Raw genomic sequence first — 17,178 nt, 5'->3', positions numbered from 1 at the left:
GCGAAGGCAGCGGGCATGCACTCTGCGGCCCTCGCCCGGACGGCGGGGGCCGCGGCTTTGGAGAACACTGTGGAAAAAAGTACGGCTGGCACCAGCTCGAGCGGCGGCAGCCGTACCGGCAGAAACCTGCCTGCCGCGATCGCGGTGGGCGTCGTGCTGGGCGCGCTGGTCCTCGGCACCCTCTACACGGTCAAAGAGCTGTTCCTCGTGGTGGTCGCGGGCGCCGTCGGCGTCGGCACGGTGGAGCTGATCAGGGCGTTCGCCACCCGTGACATCAAGGTGCCGGTCGCGCCCGTGCTCGCCGGGCTGGTGGCCATGCAGGTGGCGGCCTACTGGGGCGGTTCGGTCTGGTTACTGGCCGCGTTCGCCGGGTTCGCGCTCGTCCTGCTGATCTGGCGGATGTTCGGTGACGGCACCGACGGCTACGTACGCGACGCGTCCGCGTCGGTGTTCACGCTCTTCTACCCCTGCCTGCTTGCCGCGTTCGTGCCGCTGCTGCTCAAGCCGGACGACGGCGACCACCGCGTGCTGATCTTCATCGCGGTGACCATCGCCAGCGACATCGGCGGCTACGTCGCCGGGGTGTTGTTCGGCCGTCACCAGATGACGGTCATCAGCCCGAAGAAGACCTGGGAGGGCTTCGCCGGGTCGCTCGTCGCGTGCGTGGCGGTCGGTGGCTGGCTGGTGACGTGGCTGCTCGGCGGCGAGCTCTGGCAGGGGGCGCTGATCGGCGGGCTCGCGGCGGTGCTGGCGACCGCGGGCGATCTGATCGAGTCGATGATCAAGCGGGATCTCGGCATCAAGGACCTGGGCACGATCCTGCCCGGCCACGGCGGTCTGATGGACCGGCTCGACTCGCTGGTGACGGTGCTGGTGCCGGCCTGGCTGCTGATGACGCTGTTCTTCTAGCGGTGTGTCTCCAGCGCCTGCGCCGTGACGGGGGTCAGCCAGAGCCACCGTACGGCCTCGCCCCCGAACGCGAACCCCGACATGTCAGGCATGTGGGGTGGGCTGTGCATCATCAGCACCCCCGAATACTGCGGCCCCAGCGGGAACGTCGCAGGCTCGTGATACCACTTCGCCGTGTGCCCGTGGCCGAGCCACGTGACCGAATGCCACGGATATTGCGACAACCACACCAGCAGCAGCGCCGCGTCCTTCGGGTCCTCCCGGGTGGCCACGGCCAGCTCGATCCTGGCGTACGCGCCCGGCTCGTCGATCCACTGCTCCACCGTGGGCATGCGCTGGCAGCTCATCCCGACCGTCGACAACACGGTGTAGTCGCGATCGCGGTGCGGTGGCCGCTCGGTGATGCCCACGGTCGGCAGCCGCTCGCCGCCGGCGTCCCAGTACCGGCCCGCCGGGCCGAGCGCGCGGTCCAGATGGCCCATCACGAACTGCTGGAACGACGGCCACGAACCCTCGCCGTGCCGCCAGCGCCAGTAGGACTCGGCGTTGGAGATGCGCGGGCGCAAACCTTCGAGCGCCTCCGACAGCGCCCACGCGAACGGCGACTCGCCCACCGCGTCGCGCGCGTAGCCGGGCATGCCCCGGTTCATGTCGGCCCAGCCGGGGATGACCGCCAGCAGGTCGTCGTCCTCGTAGAGGGCCACGCCGTCGCCCTCCTCGAACCACAGCGCGCTGAGCTGCCCGAGCGGACGGCGGCCCTCGGGGTGCAGTGTGCCGGCCCTCGGCATCAGCGGCGGCAGGCCGGCGTTGATCCTGGCCAGGTCGACCACGGGCGGGGCGGGGCGGTGGTTGGCCAGCCACACGGCGCCGTGCACCGTGCCGTCGGGTGAGCACAGGTAAGCTACCGAGGAGTCCTCATCACGCTCGACCACGAGCGTCCGGCTGCCGTACGGATTGCCCGCGGCGAGGACGACCTCGGCGCCGCTCTCGCCAGCTGCCGCCCGGAAAATCGCCATACGAGATGACTGTAGATCGGGCGGCAACCGCGACGCGAGCCCAACCGACACCAGGAATGCCACCTCCTATCCCAACGTTCATTACCCTGGCCGACAACCCCTCAAGCAAAGGCGGCAACGTGTCCCAGCCCCCAGGCCAGCTCACCTTCGTCGCGCCCCGGCGAGCCAAGCCCGCACGGCACCTGGCCGACCTGTCGATGGCCGATCGGCGGGCCGCGGTCACCGAGCTGGGCGAGAAGGCGTTCCGTGCCGACCAGCTTTCGCGCCACTACTTCGAGCGCCTGACCACCGACGTCGGCTCGATGACCGATCTGCCGGCCGCGTCCCGCGAGAAGCTGTCCGCGCTGCTGCCCGAGCTGCTCACGCCGGTCAGGGAGATGGCCACCGACGGCGGCACGACCCGTAAGACGTTGTGGCGGCTGTTCGACGGCGCGCTGGTCGAGTCGGTGCTGATGCGCTATCCCGACCGGGTGACGATGTGCGTGTCGTCGCAGGCCGGCTGCGGCATGAACTGCCCGTTCTGCGCCACCGGCCAGGCGGGCCTGACCCGCAACATGTCCACCGCCGAGATCGTCGAGCAGGTGGTCTCCGGCGCTCGGGCGCTGGCCGCCGGCGAGGTGCCGGGCGGCCCCGGCCGGGTGAGCAACGTCGTGTTCATGGGCATGGGCGAGCCGCTGGCCAACTACAAGCAGGTGATCGGCGCGGTGCGGCGGCTGGTGGAGCCCGCGCCGCACGGCCTCGGCATCTCCGCGCGCGGCGTCACCGTATCCACGGTGGGGCTGGTGCCCGCCATCGGCAAGCTCGCCGACGAGGGGCTGCCGGTCACGCTGGCGTTGTCGCTGCACGCGCCCGACGACGAGCTGCGCGACACCCTCGTGCCGATCAACACGCGGTGGAAGGTGGCCGAGGTCCTCGACGCGGCGTGGGCGTACGCGGCGAGGACCAAGCGGCGGGTCTCGATCGAATACGCCCTGATCAAGGACATCAACGACCAGGAGTGGCGGGCCGACCTGCTCGGCAAGCTGGTGAAGAACAAACTGGTGCACGTCAACCTGATCCCGCTCAACCCCACGCCGGGCTCCAAGTGGACGGCGTCGCGGCCTGAGGACGAGCGGGCCTTCGTACGACGGCTGCAGTTCCACGGCGTGCCCGTGACGGTCCGCGACACCCGCGGGCGCGAGATCGACGGCGCGTGCGGGCAGCTCGCCGCCGCCGAGTGAGTGCGGGCACGTCCAGGGGCGCCGGCAGGAACACGCCGGTGGTGCCTAGCTCGTCCTGAGGCGGCGCCAGGCGTAGCCGGCCAGGGCGATCAGGCACCAGGCCAGGGAGAGGGCGGCCAGCTCGGGGAAGCGGCCGAGCAGGTCGCCGGCGTTCGCGGCCCGCATCCAGGGGATCAGCGGCACGGTCAGCCAGTAGAGGGGCGAGGTGCTGACCAGCAGCGTCGCCAGGAAGCCGAGCAGCAGCCCCGTGATCGAGACGGCGGGAGAGCGCACGATCGCCCGGCTGGTGAGCGCACCCAGCGCCGTTCCGGCCAGCGCGGCCAGGGCATACAGCGCGATCACGGCGGCCAGCACGGCGGGCGGCGGGGTGGCGCTCACGCCGAGCAGCAGGGCCCAGGCCAAGGCGATCGCGGCGAGCCCGGCACATGCCGCGAAGGCCGCGATGAGTCCCGCGGCCACCTCCCTGCCCCGGCCGCCCGCCTGGATGGCCGACATCTCGCGCTGCCGGTCAGGCTCGGTGTCGAGCAGGCTCCTCGCCGCCCACGCCAGCACCGCGACGATCAGCACGGCGCCGTCGGTGAGCACGGACGTCTCCTCGCCCTTCGGGGCGCGGCTGCCGTAGAGGATCGCCAGCAGGGCCAGGGCGAGCAGGAGCGCCTGGTAGACGCGGTGGGACCGGACGTAGGCGGCCAGGCGGAAGGCGGCCAGGGCGATCATCGGCTCTCCTCGATCTCGCGGGCCTGGTAACCCTCGCCGCGCATCCTGGCCACGAACCGCTGGACGTCGGCGGCCGGCAGCGTCACGGCCACGGTCGCGTGCCGGCGCTCGGACGGCCCGCCCGGGGGGCGCGAGCGCAGCGCGGCCGCGGCGGGCGGGGAATCCCGCGCGGTGGTGGCGACCCCGGTTGCGGCGGGCTCGGCTTCCGGCGCGGGGGTGTCCGGCGTGCCTTCCTTCAGCCGGCCGGCGACCATCGACCAGTGGCGGACACCGGGCAGGGCTCGCAGGCCGCCCTGGTGGTCGCTGGCGACGACGATGCCGCCCCCGGCGGCCACCTCGGCCGCGATCGCGGGCAGCGCCGCGCGCGTGCCGGCGTCGAGCCCGGCGAACGGCTCGTCGAGGAGCAGCAGCCCCGGCTCGGCCATCAGCGCCTGGACCAGCCCCACCTTGTGCGCGCTGCCCTTCGACAGCTCGCCCAGCGGGAGACCGAGCAGGTGGCCCATGGCAAGGCGCTCCGCCCACGGCTCCCAGCGGGCGCCGCCGCGCACCCGTGACATGTGCCGCAGGTAGTGCGTCACCGTGAAAGGCTGGCCCGCGGGGAAACGGTCGGGGGCGAAGCCGACGACCGCCGGGCGGCCGGTGATCGTGCCCGCGCTCGGCCTGGCCAGGCCCGCGAGGAGGCGGAGCAGGGTCGACTTGCCGGCTCCGTTCACCCCGGTCAGCTCGATCACGTCGCCGGGGGAGAGCTCGGCGCCGGCGTCTTCGATGATCAGCGGATCGCGCCGCCGGTAGCGGAAGGACACGTGGGAGAGACGCATGGTGCTGTAACGGTATAGGCGGGGGCGCATCGTCGTGATAAAAGACCGCATCAGTGAACACGCTGGAAATGTCAAAATAGAGGTCCCGGCGCCATCTCAAGAGGAGTAAGGCTTGAACCGCTTTCCGCGGGTCATGGGCATGCGTTCAGGCTATGACCCCGCCGAAGTCGACGCCCTGATCGGGCGGATCGAGTCGACCCTCGGCAGGGGCTCGCACACCATGGAGCCCGTCACCGCCGACGAGGTGCGCGGTGCGACGTTCCGCACCAAACGCGGCGGCTACCAGGAGACCGCCGTCGACTTCGCGCTCGAAGCGTTCGTGGTGGCCCTGGAGACGCAGGCCAAGCGGCCGGTACGCCTGGCCATGGCCGAGCCCACCGGCGAGATGGTGCGGGAGGAATGGTTCGAGACCCAGGCCGCACGCGTCGAGCGGGTGGCCTTCCGTCCCGGACGCATGGGCGCCGGCTACAACGAGGACGAGATCGACGCCTTCCTCGACCGGATCGTGGCCACTCTGCGCGGCACCACCGACTATCCGCTCACGGCGAAGGAGGTGCGGGAGGCCACGTTCTCCACCGTGATGTTCCGGTCCGGCTATCTGATCGCGGACGTCGACTCCTTCCTGGCCGACATCGCCGAAGTCCTCGACCAGCGTAACTAGACGCTCTCCAGGCAGGTGCCTCATGACTCATAATGAGGTCCATGGCGGTATCGGTGCGGCCCGTCGGCCCTGACGACACCGAGGCAGTGGCCCGCGTGCTCAGCGAGAGCTGGGGCGGCACCACCGTGATCGCGCTGGGTCGCGGAGAGCTGGTGGACGCGGTCGAGCTGCCCGGCTTCGTCGCGGAGAGCGGCGGCGAGGTGGCGGGCGTGCTCACCTACCTCGATCGTGACGGGTTCGTCGAGATCGTCACGGTCGACGCCGTGCTGCCCGGGCAGGGGGCCGGCCGGGCCCTGCTCGACGCCGTGCGCGCCCTCGCGTCCGCACGCGGGATGGAGCGGCTCACGCTGATCACCACGAACGACAACACGCGTGCCCTGCGTTTCTACCAGCGTTACGGCTTCGACCTCGTCGCCCTGCACCGTAACGCGGCGGACGAGGCGCGCGAGCTCAAACCCGCCATCCCCGCGGAGTCCGACGGCATCCCGATCAGGCACTACCTGGAGCTGGAGCTGGCTCTCTGACCGCCTTCCTCCTGCTCTGCACCAGGGCGACGATCACGGAGGTCACGGGAGCGGCCAGGAACGCGCCGGTGATGCCCGCGATCACGCTGCCCACCGTGATGGCGACCAGGATGACCGCGCCGGGCAGGTCGAGGGCCTTGCCGTAGATCTGCGGCGCGAGCACGTGCCCCTCCAGCTGCTGCACGGCCACGGTCACCGCGACCACGATCAGCGCCACCAGCCAGCCCTTGGCCACGAGCGCCACCACCGCGGCCAGCAGCCCCGCCATGAACGCCCCCACCACCGGGAGGAACGCCCCCACGAACGTCAGCACCGCCAGCGGCAGCGCGAGCGGCACCCCGAGGATCCACAGCGCGAGCCCGATGAAGAACCCGTCGAACGCGCCCACGATCGCCACCCCGCGGATGTAGCGGCCGATCACGGCGAAGATCAGATCGCCGGTCCTGGTCAGGCGGGTCCTGGCGGAGGCGGGTGCGAGGTCCACGAGCCAGCGGAAGAGCCGGTCGCCGCCGTGCACGAAGTAGACCGACAGGATGGCGGCCAGCACGGTTCCGACGACGACCTCGCCGACCGTCCTGACCCCGGCCAGCGCCCCCGTGGTGATCTGCCCGCCCTGCCCCGACAGGTAGTCCCTGGCCTGGGTGAGGAGCCGCTGGTCGTCGAGCCCGACGGCGGCGACCAGGCGGTGCACGTCGCGCAGCACCTGGTCGACGCTGGTGCGCAGCTCCGACACGCTGGCGACGGTGGGCGGCACCAGCAGCGCGATCAGCGCACCCGCCAGCACCAGCCCGCCGACGAACGTGACCGCGGTGGCCGCCGCCCTGTTGAGCCCTCGTGACCTGAGCCAGCGGGCCGGCGGCAGCAGCAACGCGGTCAGGAACACGCCGATGACGATGGAGATGGCCACCGTACGCACGTGGTACAGGCAGAACAGGGCCACCGCCGTGACCGCGAGCCACCCGAGCAACCGCCACGGTCCCATGCCCCACCCCCCGATCGTGCCTGGTCAGAGGCCTTCCCTCGGAAGATCGGGGGCAACCCAGGTCAGGCCGGCGGGGCGAGGTGCGGGCGCTGGGAGCGCTTGCCGGACTCGTACGCCTCGCGCGCTGCGTAGGTGGCGCTCGTCGTCGCCACCTGCGCCACGGGCACGTCCCACCAGGCTTCCGACGATGGTGCGTCGTCCGCCAGCCGGTCGGTGCGTACGTGGATCACGGTGGTCTCCGTCGCCGACCGGGCCGCGTCGAGCGCCTTGCGCAGGTCGGCGACCGATTCGGGGCGCAGCACCGAGGCGCCGAGGCTGGCCGCGTTGGCGGCCAGGTCGACGGGGAGCGGGTCGCCGTCGCGACGGGCGTAGGAGGTGCCGAGCCGCTCGGCGCCGACGCTCTCGGACAGGCGGCCGATGGAGGCGAAACCGGAGTTGTCGACCAGGACGACGATCAGCTTGATGCCCTCGGAGACGGCCGTGACGAGCTCCTGGGCCATCATGAGGTAGGAGCCGTCGCCCACCAGCACGAACACCTCGCGCTCCGGCGCCGCCATCTTGACGCCCAGGCCGCCCGCGATCTCGTAGCCCATGCAGGAGTAGCCGTACTCGACGTGGTAGCTGCCCGGGCCGCTGGGCCGCCAGAGTTTGTGCAGGTCGCCGGGCATGGATCCGGCCGCGCACACGACCACGCCGTCGTCGCCGGCCGCGGCGTTGACCGCGCCGATGACCGCCGACTGCGGCAGCGGCGAGCCCTCCAGCGCGTACGCCTCGTCGACGGCGGCGTCCCAGGCACGGGTGAGCTCGGCGGCCCGGGCGCGGTAGGCGGGTGGTGTGCTCCATCCCGCGCACGCCTGGCCCAGGTCGGCCAGCCCCTCGCGGGCGTCGGCGACCAGTTGCAGGCCGGACAGCTTGGCGGCGTCGAAGCCGGTGATGTTGACGTTCACGAACCGCGCGCCGGGGGCGAAGATCGTCCGGGAGGCGGTGGTGAAGTCGCTGTAGCGGGTGCCCACGCCGATGATCACGTCGGCCTCGCGGGCCAGCGCGTTGGCGGCCGTGGTGCCCGTGGCGCCGACGGCGCCCATCGCGAGGGGATGGCCGTGGGGGAGCGCGCCCTTGCCCGCCTGGGTCTCGGCGACCGGGATGCCGTGCGCCTCGGCGAAGGCGCGCAGCTCGTCCGTGGCCTCGCTGTAGATCGCGCCGCCGCCCGCGACGATCAGCGGGCGCTCGGCCGAGGTGATCAGCTCGGCGGCCCTGGCCAGGGCGGCGCGCTCAGGGCGCGGCCGGGGAATGTGCCACACGCGGCGGGCGAACAGCTCGTCCGGCCAGTCGAACGCCTCCGCCTGAACGTCCTGCGGCAACGCCAGCGTCACCGCGCCGGTCTCGGCGGGGTCGGTGAGCACCCGCATGGCGGCCAGCAGCGCGGACGGGAGCTGCTCGGGGCGGTTGATCCGGTCCCAGAAGCGGGAGACCGGCTTGAAGCAGTCGTTGACCGAGATGTCGTAGGAGCGGGTGTCCTCCAGCTCCTGCAGCACGGGGCTCGCCACGCGGGTGGAGAAGATGTCGCCGGGCAGCAGCAGCACGGGCAGCCGGTTGATCGTCGCGCCGGCCGCGCCGGTGACCATGTTGGTCGCGCCGGGGCCGATGGAGGTGGTGCAGGCCAGGGTCGTCAGCCGGTTGCCGGCGCGGGCGTAGGCGGCGGCGGTGTGCACCATCGCCTGCTCGTTGCGGGTCAGGTGGTAGGGCAGGTCGCCGGCGGAGGTGGCCAGCGCCTGGCCGAGGCCGGCGACGTTGCCGTGGCCGAAGATGCCGGCGCAGCCGCCGAAGAACCGCCGCTCCACGCCGTCGCGCTCGCTCCACTGCTGCGCCAGGAACCGCACCACGGCCTGCGCCACGGTCAGCCGGGTCGTCATGGGACCTCCTCCGCCGGTCTCAAGGAGACCTCGACAAGCTCAGTCATGTGCCCTCCCGAACGGGAGTCTCGGGTCGATGGGCTGGGAGTCCCACGACGCGCGGATCCAGGCGTGGCCGGGGTCGTCGCAGAACGCCATCGAGCGCTGCTCCGCCGGGCCTGCCAGGACGTTCAGATAGTAGAGGTCGTAGCCGGGCGCGGCCATGGAGGGCCCGTGGTAGCCGTACGGGACCAGCACGACGTCGCCGGACGAGACCTCGGCCAGGGTGTCGATCTGGCCGCGTTCTGAGGAGTAGACGCGCTGGTAGCCCAGACCCCGGCCGGCGACCTCGAAGTAGTAGATCTCCTCCAGCACGGCCTCGCCCGGGTTGGGGGTGTCGTGCTTGTGCGGCGGGTAGGACGACCAGTTCCCGCCGGGGGTGAGCACTTCGACCGCCACGAGCTTGTCGCAGTCGAAGGCGTCGGGGGAGCAGAAGTTGTTCACCTGGCGGCTGGCCTGACCCGCGCCCCTGATCTCCACGGAGACGTCGGCGGCGGGCACGTGGCGGGGCTCCAGCGCGCGGGTGGCGCGGGCCGAGGGCAGCGCGATGCGCCCGTCACCCCTGAGCGTCACGTGGGCGCCGATCGGAAGGTAGACGAAGTCGGACGGTCCGTCGAACACGGAGGAGCGCCCGGCCAGCTCGTACGTCACCGCATCGGGCCCGTGCGTGCCGGGCGGCGGGGAGGCGGATGGGGTGAGGGCGACCGTGCACGAGCCCGACAGGGGGAGCACGAGCATCTCCTCCTCGCCCGTGTCGAACGAGACCGTGGCGTCGGCCAGGTTCGCGACGCGCAGGCCCGAATAGGTCCATCCGGCCAGGGACGGGGTTATCTCCACCGCCCAGGGGCCGTTGGCGGACTTGCCGTACGGAAGGTATGTCATGCGCGGGCCTCTCGAACCAGGGCGGCGGCGCCGTCCACGGCGGTTGCTACGTCGTCGTCCGGAGGGTAGAGCAGAGCGCGCCCGACGACGAGTCCCCGGACGCCCGGCAGTCCGAGCGCGCGGTCCCAGTCGGCGTAGGCGGCGTCGATGTCCGGTGGGTCGCCGCCGAGCAGCAGGGCGGGCAGCGTGGTGGCCGCCATCACCCGCTCCATCTCCGCCACCGCGGGGATCTTGAGCCAGGTGTAGGCCGAGGTCACGCCGAGCGCCTGGGCGACGCTGATCGCGCGGATCACGGCGTCGGGCGACAGGTCGTTGCGGACCGCGCCCGTCTCCGCGCGCAGAGACCAGAACGGCTCCACCATGGCGACCAGGCGCCTGCGGGCCAGGTCGCTGACCGCGCGGGAGCACGACTCCAGCGTCGTCACGGTCGCGTGGTCGCCTGGGTCGATGCGGCAGAGCATCTTGCCGCCGTCGAGGCGCATCGTGTCGATCGACGCGGCGTCGAAGCCGGTGAAGCGGTCGTCCAGCTCGAACACCGAGCCCTGCAGGCCGCCCCTGTTCATGGAGCCGAAGGCCAGCTTGCCCTCCAGCGCCCCCAGCAGGAGCAGGTCCTCCAGCACGTCGGGGGCGGCCAGGATGCCGTCGACACCCGGCCTGGCCAGCGCGGTCTGGAGGCGGCCGAGCAGGTCGGCGCGGCTGGCCATGGCCAGCGGGCGGTCGCGTACGGCCAGCGCCCCCCTGGCGGGGTGGTCGGCGGCGATGATGAGCAGCCGCTCGCCCTCGCGGGGCATGCCGCGTCGCTGCCGCCGGGCCGCCGCCTCGGCGATCTCCTCCGGCTTGGTGGCGCGGATGTGGGTGAGCCGCGCGTATCCGGCGGCCCTGGGCAGCGTGATGTCGCTCAAGAGCGATCCCCGTTCTCGGTGCCGTTCAGCAGGTCCTCCACGTCCGCCGTCGCCGGCATGGCGTCGGCGCAGGCCAGGCGGGCGGCCACGAAGGCGCCTGCGGCGTTGGCGAAGCGGATCGTGTGCTCCAGCGGCCAGCCGCGCAGCAGGCCGAGGCAGAGGGCGCCGCCGAACGCGTCGCCGGCTCCGATGCCGTTGACCACCTTCACCTCCACGGGCTCCACCAAGACGCTCTCCTCGGCGGTGCGGGCGAAAACCCCTTCAGGGCCCATCTTCACGATGGCGACCTTCACCCCGGCGTCCAGCAGTGCCTGCGCCGCGGCCTCCGGGTCGCGCACGCCGACCGCGGTCTCCACCTCGTCGAGGTTGCCGACCGCGACGTTCGTGTGCGGCAGCGCCCGGCTCGCCGCCTTGTGCGCCGCCTCCCGCGACGGCCACAGGCTGGGCCGGTAGTCGAGGTCGAACACCGTCCAGCCGGTGGTGCGCGCCGACAGGGCGGCGGCGTGGGCCGCGGCGCTGGGCTCCTTGCTCAGGCCGGTCAGCGAGAACCAGAACAGGCTGGTGGCCGCGATGGCGTCGAGGTCGAGGAGGTCGGGGGAGATGCGCAGGTCGGGCGGATGCTCGCCGCGGTAGAAGTAGATCGGGAAGTGGTCGGGAGGGAAGATCTCGCAGAACGTGACGGGTGTGGGCGGGCCTTCGATGGTGCTCACGTAGGCGTCGTCGACGCCGAAGTCGCGGATCGCCCGCCGGACGAAGTCCCCGAAGGGATCGGCTCCCACGGCGGTGATCACGGCTGAGCGCAGCCCGTGGCGCGCCGCGGCCACGGCGACGTTCGTCGGGCTGCCGCCGAGGAACTTGCCGAAGGTCTCGACGTCGGCCAGCCCGACGCCGGTCTGCAGCGGGTAGACGTCGACGCCGCAGCGGCCGATCGTGATCAGGTCGTGCACGGCGGGCCCGGGCGGGCGGCCTGTCGCGGGGAGCGGGGTCTGCACCTGACGCACCTCCAGGGTGAGGCTTCTCTCGACACTATGGCATATTGTCATGACATTCGGATGTCCGCTATGTTGCCTGATGTGCCCATCCTCGCGGCTGACCCTCTCCTTCGGGCAAACGCACAGCGTACGGGCGCCTCCGGAAGCGTGGCCCGGCGAATTGGGCGGGCCTTTACGTCATATGCATGTCATGACATATTGGCCCATGGCTTCCTCCCCCTAAGGACATGTCGGAGGGTTTGCATGGCAGAGCGGAAACGGTCGCTGGGAGTGGTCGCGGTCCTCGCCGCGGCCGGGCTGGGGCTCGCCGCGTGCGGCCAGTCGTCCGGCGGAGGCGAGGGTGAGGCCATCGAGCTGACGATCACCCAGAACGCCATCAAGGGCGGCAAGAACGCCGCCGGAGCGACCTTCATCGAGGACTGGGTGATCCCCAAGTTCGAGGCCGCCCAGAAGGCGAAGGGAAAGGACGTCACGGTCAAGTTCGTCCCCAGCGGAGTCGACGACGAACAGTACAAGACCAAGCTCTCCCTCGACCTCAAGTCAGGCAAGGGCGCGGACGTCATGGACATCGACGGCATCTGGGCCGGCGAGTTCGCCGAGGCGGGCTACATCAAACCGCTGCCGGAGCTGGTCGGGCCGGAGGCCGACAGCTGGGACGGCTGGTCGCAGATCCCCGAGGCCGTCCAGGGCATGGCCGAGTTCAACGGCAAGAAGTACGCCCTGCCGGTCGGCACCGACGGCCGGGTGCTCTACTTCAACAAGACGCTCTTCCAGAAGGCCGGGCTCCCCGCCGACTGGCAGCCGAAGAGCTGGCAGGAGATCATCGACGCGGGCACGAAGCTGAAGTCCGCCGGCGTGCCCGTGCCGATCCAGATCAACGCCGGCACCGCCATGGGCGAGGCCACCTCGATGCAGGGCGTGCTGCCGCTGCTCGCCGGCGCGGGCGGTGAGGTGCAGCAGGACGGCAAGTGGACGGGCGCCTCCCAGGCGCTGAAGGACGCGCTCGGCCTCTACCAGAAGATCTACGGCGGCGGCCTCGGTGACCCCAAGCTCCAGCAGGAGGCCAAGGGCCGCGACAAGTCGTTCCAGCAGTTCGCCGAGGGCGAGGTCGGCATCCTGATGGAGGGCGACTACTTCTGGCGCGGCGTCGTCAACCCCAAGGACGGCGTGGCGAAGATGGCCGACCGCGACCAGGTCGTCGGCTACGCCATGATCCCCGCGATGGAGCCCGGCAAGGGCCTGCGCGGCCAGGACTTCGTCAGCATGTCAGGCGGCGCCCTGCGCACGGTCAACCCCAACAGCGAGCACCCGAAGGAGGCCTTCGAGCTGCTGACCTTCACCCTCTCGCCCGAGGCGCTGAAGGAGGAGACCAAGGACGGCAACGTACGCGTCACCCCGCGTACCGACGTCAACAAGGAGATCCTCGCCGGCGAGCCGCTGCTCACCTTCATCTCGGAGAAGGTGCTGCCCGTGACCGCCTACCGGCCGCCCGTCGCCGTCTATCCGCAGGTGTCGGTGGCGCTGCAGGAGGCGACCGCGGCCGTCGCCGGCGGCACGCCGCCCGACCAGGCGGCGGCCGACTACCAGAAGAAGCTTGAAGGAATCGTCGGTGGCGCAGGCAACATCGCCTCCTGAGGCCGTCGAGGAAGACGAGCGGACCCGCCGCGGCTACAGCTCTGACGCGGCGGGCCTGGGCAGCCTGCGGGCAGGGGCGTTCGTCGCCCCCGCCCTGCTGCTCATCGCCGCCTTCCTCGTGTTCCCCGCGCTCTGGGTGCTCTACCTGGGGCTCACCAACTACCGCCTGACCGGCGCCGCCGCGGCCGAGCCGGAGTTCGTCGGGCTCGACAACCTCCTCGACGCGGTCTCCAACCCCACGTTCTGGAACTCGACCTGGCTGACCGTGCAGTTCGTGCTCGGCTCGGCCGTCATCGGCCAGGTCGTGCTCGGCTTCACGATCGCCTGGCTGCTGCGCGACCGCGTCGGACCGCTCAAGCGGCTGGTCGAGGGCCTGGTCATCCTGGCCTGGATCCTGCCGAGCGCCATCGTGTCGTTCCTGTGGGTGGCGCTGCTCGACCGCGACGGCGGCACGCTCAACGCGCTGCTCGGCATCCCCGGCTTCGCGTGGCTGCTCGACCACCCGATGTTGTCGATCATCGTCTTCAACACCTGGCGCGGCACCGCGTTCTCGATGATGTTGTACGGCGCCGCGCTCGGCAACGTGCCGCCCTCCCACCTGGAGAGCGCCCGCCTGGCCGGAGCCACCGGCTGGCAGCAGCTCAGGGACGTCGTCTTCCCGCACATCCGGGGCCACATCCTGACCAACCTGCTGCTCATCAGCCTGTGGACGTTCAACGACTTCTCCCCGTTCCTCATCACCGCGGGCGGCCCCGACGGCAGGTCCGAGGTGCTGGCGGTGCACGTGTACAAGGTCGCGCTGCAGAGCGGCGAGCTGGGCTACGGCGCCGCCGTGTCCACGATCATCCTGCTGATCAACCTGGTCGTCGCGGTCTTCTACCTGCGGCTGCTCCGGAGCAAGAAATGACGCGCTTCGTCCTGGGCCGGATCGGCTTCTGCACGCTCATCGCGGTGCTGCTGGCCTTCTTCACGATCCCGCTGTTGTGGCTGGTGACCGCGCCGTTCACCTCCGACCCCTCATACGAGGTCAAGGTGCCCGACTTCACCTGGGACAACTTCCAGGCGGTCGTGGAGCACCCGTACGCGCTGCCGTCGCTCTACAACTCGCTCGTGTTGTCGGTCGGCACCGCCGTGCTGGTCGTGCTGTTCGCGGCGCTGGCCGCGTACGCGCTGAGCCGGGTGCGCCTGCCCGGCCGGGACGCCCTGCTCTACGCGCTGCTGCTGCTGTCGTCGATCATCACGGGCACGGCGGCCATGGTGCCGCTGTTCCAGCTCGCGGTCGAGCTGAACCTGATCGACTCGCAGTTCGGGCTGATCCTCATCCTGACCGGCGGGCTGCTGCCCGCGGCGATCTTCATGCTGAAGGACTTCATGGACTCCACGCCGAAGTCCTACGAGGAGTCGGCGCGGGTCTTCGGGGCCTCGCCGCTGCAGATCGTCCGGCACGTCGTCGTCCCGCTGGTGCGGCCCGGGCTGGCCACGATCGGGGTGTGGGCCCTGGCCAACGTGTGGGGAAACTTCCTCATGCCGTACCTGCTGCTGAGCGACGTCGAGAAGCAGCCGGCCGCGGTGATCACGTACACGCTGTACACCGAGGGCGGCCAGGCCAACCTCAGCATGTTGTCCACGTTCGGCCTGCTCTACTCGATTCCCGTGGTGCTCATGTACCTGTTCGTCAGCAAGAAGTACGGCTTCCGCTTCCACGGAGGGATCAAGCGCTAATGGCCGCCATCGAACTACGCGGGCTGACCAAGGTCTATCCCGGCGGGGTGAAAGCGCTCGACTCGCTCGACCTCGGCATCCCCGACGGCGAGTTCTTCGCCCTGCTCGGCCCCTCCGGTTGCGGCAAGACGACCCTGCTGCGCACGATCGCCGGGCTGGAGACGGCCACCGGCGGCGCCGTGGTCATCGGCGACCGCGACGTGACCGGGGTTCAGCCGGGCGGCCGCGACGTCGCGATGGTCTTCCAGGACTACGCGCTGTTCCCGCACATGGACGTCACGGACAACATCGCCTACCCGCTGCGGATCAAGAAGGTCGCCAAGGGCGCGCGCCGCCAGAAGGCGGAGGAGGTCGGCGCGCGGCTCGGCCTCGACCACCTCATGGACCGCCGCCCCGGGCAGCTGTCGGGCGGCCAGCAGCAGCGGGTCGCGCTGGCCAGGGTGATGGCCACGCAGGCGCAGGCGTTCCTGTTCGACGAGCCGCTGTCCAACCTCGACGCCCGCCTGCGGCTCGAAGCCCGGACGTTCCTCAAGAAGCTCCAGCGCGAGCTGGGCGTCACCACCGTCTTCGTCACCCACGACCAGGCCGAGGCGCTGGCCATGGCCGACCGGATGGCCGTCATGGAGAACGGGCACATCCGGCAGATCGGCACTCCGGCCGAGGTGTTCCAGCGGCCGGCAAACACGTTCGTGGCGGGGTTCATCGGCTCGACGCCGATGAACCTGCTGGATGGCGCCGTACGAGGTGACACGCTGGAGGTCGCGGGCTGCAAGGTGGCGGTCCCGGCCGCCGCCGAGGGGCGGCTGACCGACGGGGAGAAGATCGTCTACGGCGTGCGGCCGGAGTACATGACCTACTCGGCCGGGCCCGCCGAGGGCGCGCTGAGCGGGAAGGTGGTCATCGTGGAGAACCTGGGCGCGTCCCACCTGGTGACCCTGGACGTCAACGACGTCCTGGTGCAGGCCGTCGTGCCCGAGGGCAGCGAGCCCGCCGTCGGCGACGACGGCCACGCGCTGCCCCGCCGCGACCGGGCCCTCGTCTACCGGGACGGTGAGCTGGTGTGATCATCGAAGGCCGCTGGAGCCTGGACGACAGGCTGGAGCAGATCCTGCGCGAGGTGCCCTTCGAGGTGGGCGCGGGCGCGGCCGCCGTGACCGTGCGGCTGGCGTACGACAGGTCGCAGGGCGTCATCGACCTCGGGTGCGCCTCGCCCGCCGGGTTCCGCGGCTGGTCGGGTGGCGCGCGTGACACGTACACGATCGGCGAGGACTGGGCGACCCCCGGCTACCTGCCGGGCGAGCCCGAGCCGGGCACGTGGCACGTGTGGCTGCGGCTGCACCGCATCCCGCCGCAGGGCCTCGACTACACGCTGGAGATCACCACCGCGACCGTCGCGCCACCGGAGCCGGTCGTGGCGGAGCCGCCGCACGGCGAGCGCCCGGCGCGGCGCGACATCCCCGACACCGGCGGGCTGCGGTGGTTCGCGGGCGACTTCCACGCCCACACCCTGCACAGCGACGGCGGGCTCAGCATCCATGAGCTGGCCGAGCTCGCCCACGGCAGAGGGCTCGACTTCCTGGCCGTCACCGACCACAACACCGTCAGCCACCACCCCTGGCTGGCCAAGATCGACCGCGAGATCACGCTCATTCCCGGCCAGGAGGTCACCACGGACCGGGGCCACGCGAACGTGTTCGGCGACGTCGGCTGGGTGGACTTCCGGCGGCCGGCGGACTCCTGGGCCGAGCACGCCGAGCGCGCGGGCGGGCTGATGTCCGTCAACCATCCGCTCGGCGGCGACTGCGCCTGGCTGCTGCCGATCGAGCGCCGGCCCGCCATCGCAGAAGTGTGGCACTCCGGCTGGTGGGACCGCCGCTGGGGCGCGCCGCTGGCGTGGGCCGACGCCTGGCGCCACGACCTGACCGTGATCGGCGGCAGCGACTTCCACCGCCACGGTTCCGACGGCCTGCCCGGCGCCCCGACGACGTGGGTGCTGGCCGAGGACACGACCACGGTGCTCGACGGCGTGCGTGCGGGGCGCACCGCCGTTTCCGCCGGTCCCGACGGGCCGCTGCTGCTCAGGCTGGGCGACGAGTTGCTCGCGCTGGACGCCGACGGCCTGGTGCTGGTGGCCCCCGACGGGCGGCGGCGGGTCGTCCGCGGGGACCGTACGCTCCTGCCCGCGTCCGGCGGCCGCCACCGGCTGGAAACGTACGAGAACGAGGTGATGGCGCTATGCGAGTGAA

17 protein-coding genes are annotated in these 17,178 nt (G+C 71.5%); 9 read left to right on the top strand and 8 right to left on the bottom strand.

What is annotated here, in order from left to right:
• The first annotated feature begins 69 nt into the window (after window positions 1–69).
• Complete coding sequence (locus tag ABGB14_RS44505; protein WP_347649930.1) at window positions 70–909, top strand: phosphatidate cytidylyltransferase; 840 nt, start codon at window positions 70–72, stop codon at window positions 907–909.
• On the opposite strand, the gene ABGB14_RS44500 is transcribed toward ABGB14_RS44505, so the two are convergent.
• Complete coding sequence (locus ABGB14_RS44500) at window positions 906–1,925, bottom strand: suppressor of fused domain protein (RefSeq protein ID WP_347649929.1); 1,020 nt, start codon at window positions 1,923–1,925, stop codon at window positions 906–908. The genes ABGB14_RS44505 and ABGB14_RS44500 overlap by 4 nt on opposite strands.
• A gap of 119 nt (window positions 1,926–2,044) precedes the next feature.
• Between ABGB14_RS44500 and rlmN the strand changes: the two genes are divergently transcribed.
• Window positions 2,045–3,145: a 23S rRNA (adenine(2503)-C(2))-methyltransferase RlmN gene (gene rlmN, locus ABGB14_RS44495; RefSeq protein ID WP_347621931.1), complete on the top strand. Its 1,101-nt coding sequence runs from the start codon at window positions 2,045–2,047 to the stop codon at window positions 3,143–3,145.
• A gap of 45 nt (window positions 3,146–3,190) precedes the next feature.
• Here the strand turns inward: rlmN and ABGB14_RS44490 are convergent, their stop codons facing one another.
• Together ABGB14_RS44490 and ABGB14_RS44485 are read right to left on the bottom strand one after the other, a co-directional pair.
• Window positions 3,191–3,862, bottom strand: a complete 672-nt coding sequence (locus ABGB14_RS44490) for a hypothetical protein (protein WP_347649928.1) — start codon at window positions 3,860–3,862, stop codon at window positions 3,191–3,193.
• Window positions 3,859–4,680, bottom strand: a complete 822-nt coding sequence (locus tag ABGB14_RS44485) for an ATP-binding cassette domain-containing protein (RefSeq protein ID WP_347649927.1) — start codon at window positions 4,678–4,680, stop codon at window positions 3,859–3,861. The genes ABGB14_RS44490 and ABGB14_RS44485 overlap by 4 nt, the downstream gene beginning before the upstream one ends.
• Window positions 4,681–4,792: 112 nt before the next feature.
• On the opposite strand from ABGB14_RS44485, the gene ABGB14_RS44480 reads away from it, so the two are divergent.
• Together ABGB14_RS44480 and ABGB14_RS44475 are read left to right on the top strand one after the other, a co-directional pair.
• A complete protein-coding gene (locus ABGB14_RS44480; RefSeq protein WP_347649926.1) occupies window positions 4,793–5,341 on the top strand; it encodes a DivIVA domain-containing protein in 549 nt (182 codons plus the stop codon).
• 41 nt (window positions 5,342–5,382) lie between these two features.
• Entirely contained in the window at window positions 5,383–5,865 is a 483-nt protein-coding gene (locus ABGB14_RS44475; RefSeq protein WP_347649925.1) for a GNAT family N-acetyltransferase, read from the top strand.
• Here the strand turns inward: ABGB14_RS44475 and ABGB14_RS44470 are convergent.
• From ABGB14_RS44470 to iolC, 5 genes are all read right to left on the bottom strand, one after another.
• Window positions 5,831–6,847: an AI-2E family transporter gene (locus ABGB14_RS44470; protein WP_347649924.1), complete on the bottom strand. Its 1,017-nt coding sequence runs from the start codon at window positions 6,845–6,847 to the stop codon at window positions 5,831–5,833. The genes ABGB14_RS44475 and ABGB14_RS44470 overlap by 35 nt on opposite strands.
• Window positions 6,848–6,909: 62 nt before the next feature.
• The gene (gene iolD, locus ABGB14_RS44465) at window positions 6,910–8,760 is read right to left on the bottom strand and encodes a 3D-(3,5/4)-trihydroxycyclohexane-1,2-dione acylhydrolase (decyclizing) (RefSeq protein ID WP_347649923.1); all 1,851 of its coding nucleotides are present in this window, start codon (window positions 8,758–8,760) and stop codon (window positions 6,910–6,912) included.
• Window positions 8,761–8,799: 39 nt separating this feature from the next.
• On the bottom strand, window positions 8,800–9,681 hold the full coding sequence (gene iolB, locus ABGB14_RS44460) for a 5-deoxy-glucuronate isomerase (RefSeq protein WP_347649922.1): 882 nt from the start codon (window positions 9,679–9,681) through the stop codon (window positions 8,800–8,802).
• Window positions 9,678–10,574, bottom strand: coding sequence for a deoxyribose-phosphate aldolase (locus ABGB14_RS44455; RefSeq protein ID WP_347649972.1), 897 nt, complete (start codon window positions 10,572–10,574; stop codon window positions 9,678–9,680). The genes iolB and ABGB14_RS44455 overlap by 4 nt, the downstream gene beginning before the upstream one ends.
• A gap of 5 nt (window positions 10,575–10,579) precedes the next feature.
• On the bottom strand, window positions 10,580–11,530 hold the full coding sequence (iolC, locus tag ABGB14_RS44450) for a 5-dehydro-2-deoxygluconokinase (protein ID WP_347649971.1): 951 nt from the start codon (window positions 11,528–11,530) through the stop codon (window positions 10,580–10,582).
• Window positions 11,531–11,818: 288 nt separating this feature from the next.
• Here iolC and ABGB14_RS44445 point away from each other — a divergent pair, with 288 nt between their 5' ends.
• Genes ABGB14_RS44445 through ABGB14_RS44425 form a run of 5 tightly spaced genes read left to right on the top strand, consistent with a single transcriptional unit; the run spans window position 11,819 to window position 17,177 of the window.
• Complete coding sequence (locus ABGB14_RS44445) at window positions 11,819–13,210, top strand: extracellular solute-binding protein (RefSeq protein ID WP_347649921.1); 1,392 nt, start codon at window positions 11,819–11,821, stop codon at window positions 13,208–13,210.
• On the top strand, window positions 13,185–14,117 hold the full coding sequence (locus tag ABGB14_RS44440; protein ID WP_347649920.1) for a sugar ABC transporter permease: 933 nt from the start codon (window positions 13,185–13,187) through the stop codon (window positions 14,115–14,117). The genes ABGB14_RS44445 and ABGB14_RS44440 overlap by 26 nt, the downstream gene beginning before the upstream one ends.
• On the top strand, window positions 14,114–14,932 hold the full coding sequence (locus tag ABGB14_RS44435; RefSeq protein WP_347649919.1) for a carbohydrate ABC transporter permease: 819 nt from the start codon (window positions 14,114–14,116) through the stop codon (window positions 14,930–14,932). The genes ABGB14_RS44440 and ABGB14_RS44435 overlap by 4 nt, the downstream gene beginning before the upstream one ends.
• Window positions 14,932–15,996 (top strand): ABC transporter ATP-binding protein, encoded by a 1,065-nt coding sequence (locus ABGB14_RS44430; RefSeq protein WP_347649918.1) that lies wholly within the window; start codon window positions 14,932–14,934, stop codon window positions 15,994–15,996. Before ABGB14_RS44435 ends, ABGB14_RS44430 begins: the two co-directional genes overlap by 1 nt.
• Window positions 15,993–17,177 (top strand): CehA/McbA family metallohydrolase, encoded by a 1,185-nt coding sequence (locus ABGB14_RS44425; protein WP_347649917.1) that lies wholly within the window; start codon window positions 15,993–15,995, stop codon window positions 17,175–17,177. The genes ABGB14_RS44430 and ABGB14_RS44425 overlap by 4 nt, the downstream gene beginning before the upstream one ends.
• Window position 17,178 lies beyond the last annotated feature (1 nt).

It is taken from the genome of Nonomuraea sp. B10E15 (assembly GCF_039871615.1).
Lineage (GTDB): Bacteria > Actinomycetota > Actinomycetes > Streptosporangiales > Streptosporangiaceae > Nonomuraea.
The sequence above is the reverse complement of the archived record's forward strand: the minus strand, read 5'-3'. Positions and strand labels throughout refer to the sequence as shown.

Coding starts and splice junctions, on each gene's coding strand:
- ABGB14_RS44475 (WP_347649925.1), top strand. CDS start 5,383: ATGGCGGTATCGGTGCGGCCCGTCGGCCCTGACGACACCGAGGCAGTG.
- ABGB14_RS44445 (WP_347649921.1), top strand. CDS start 11,819: ATGGCAGAGCGGAAACGGTCGCTGGGAGTGGTCGCGGTCCTCGCCGCG.
- ABGB14_RS44430 (WP_347649918.1), top strand. CDS start 14,932: ATGGCCGCCATCGAACTACGCGGGCTGACCAAGGTCTATCCCGGCGGG.
- ABGB14_RS44435 (WP_347649919.1), top strand. CDS start 14,114: ATGACGCGCTTCGTCCTGGGCCGGATCGGCTTCTGCACGCTCATCGCG.
- ABGB14_RS44485 (WP_347649927.1), bottom strand. CDS start 4,680: ATGCGTCTCTCCCACGTGTCCTTCCGCTACCGGCGGCGCGATCCGCTG.
- ABGB14_RS44470 (WP_347649924.1), bottom strand. CDS start 6,847: ATGGGACCGTGGCGGTTGCTCGGGTGGCTCGCGGTCACGGCGGTGGCC.
- ABGB14_RS44500 (WP_347649929.1), bottom strand. CDS start 1,925: ATGGCGATTTTCCGGGCGGCAGCTGGCGAGAGCGGCGCCGAGGTCGTC.
- iolD (WP_347649923.1), bottom strand. CDS start 8,760: ATGACGACCCGGCTGACCGTGGCGCAGGCCGTGGTGCGGTTCCTGGCG.
- iolB (WP_347649922.1), bottom strand. CDS start 9,681: ATGACATACCTTCCGTACGGCAAGTCCGCCAACGGCCCCTGGGCGGTG.
- ABGB14_RS44490 (WP_347649928.1), bottom strand. CDS start 3,862: ATGATCGCCCTGGCCGCCTTCCGCCTGGCCGCCTACGTCCGGTCCCAC.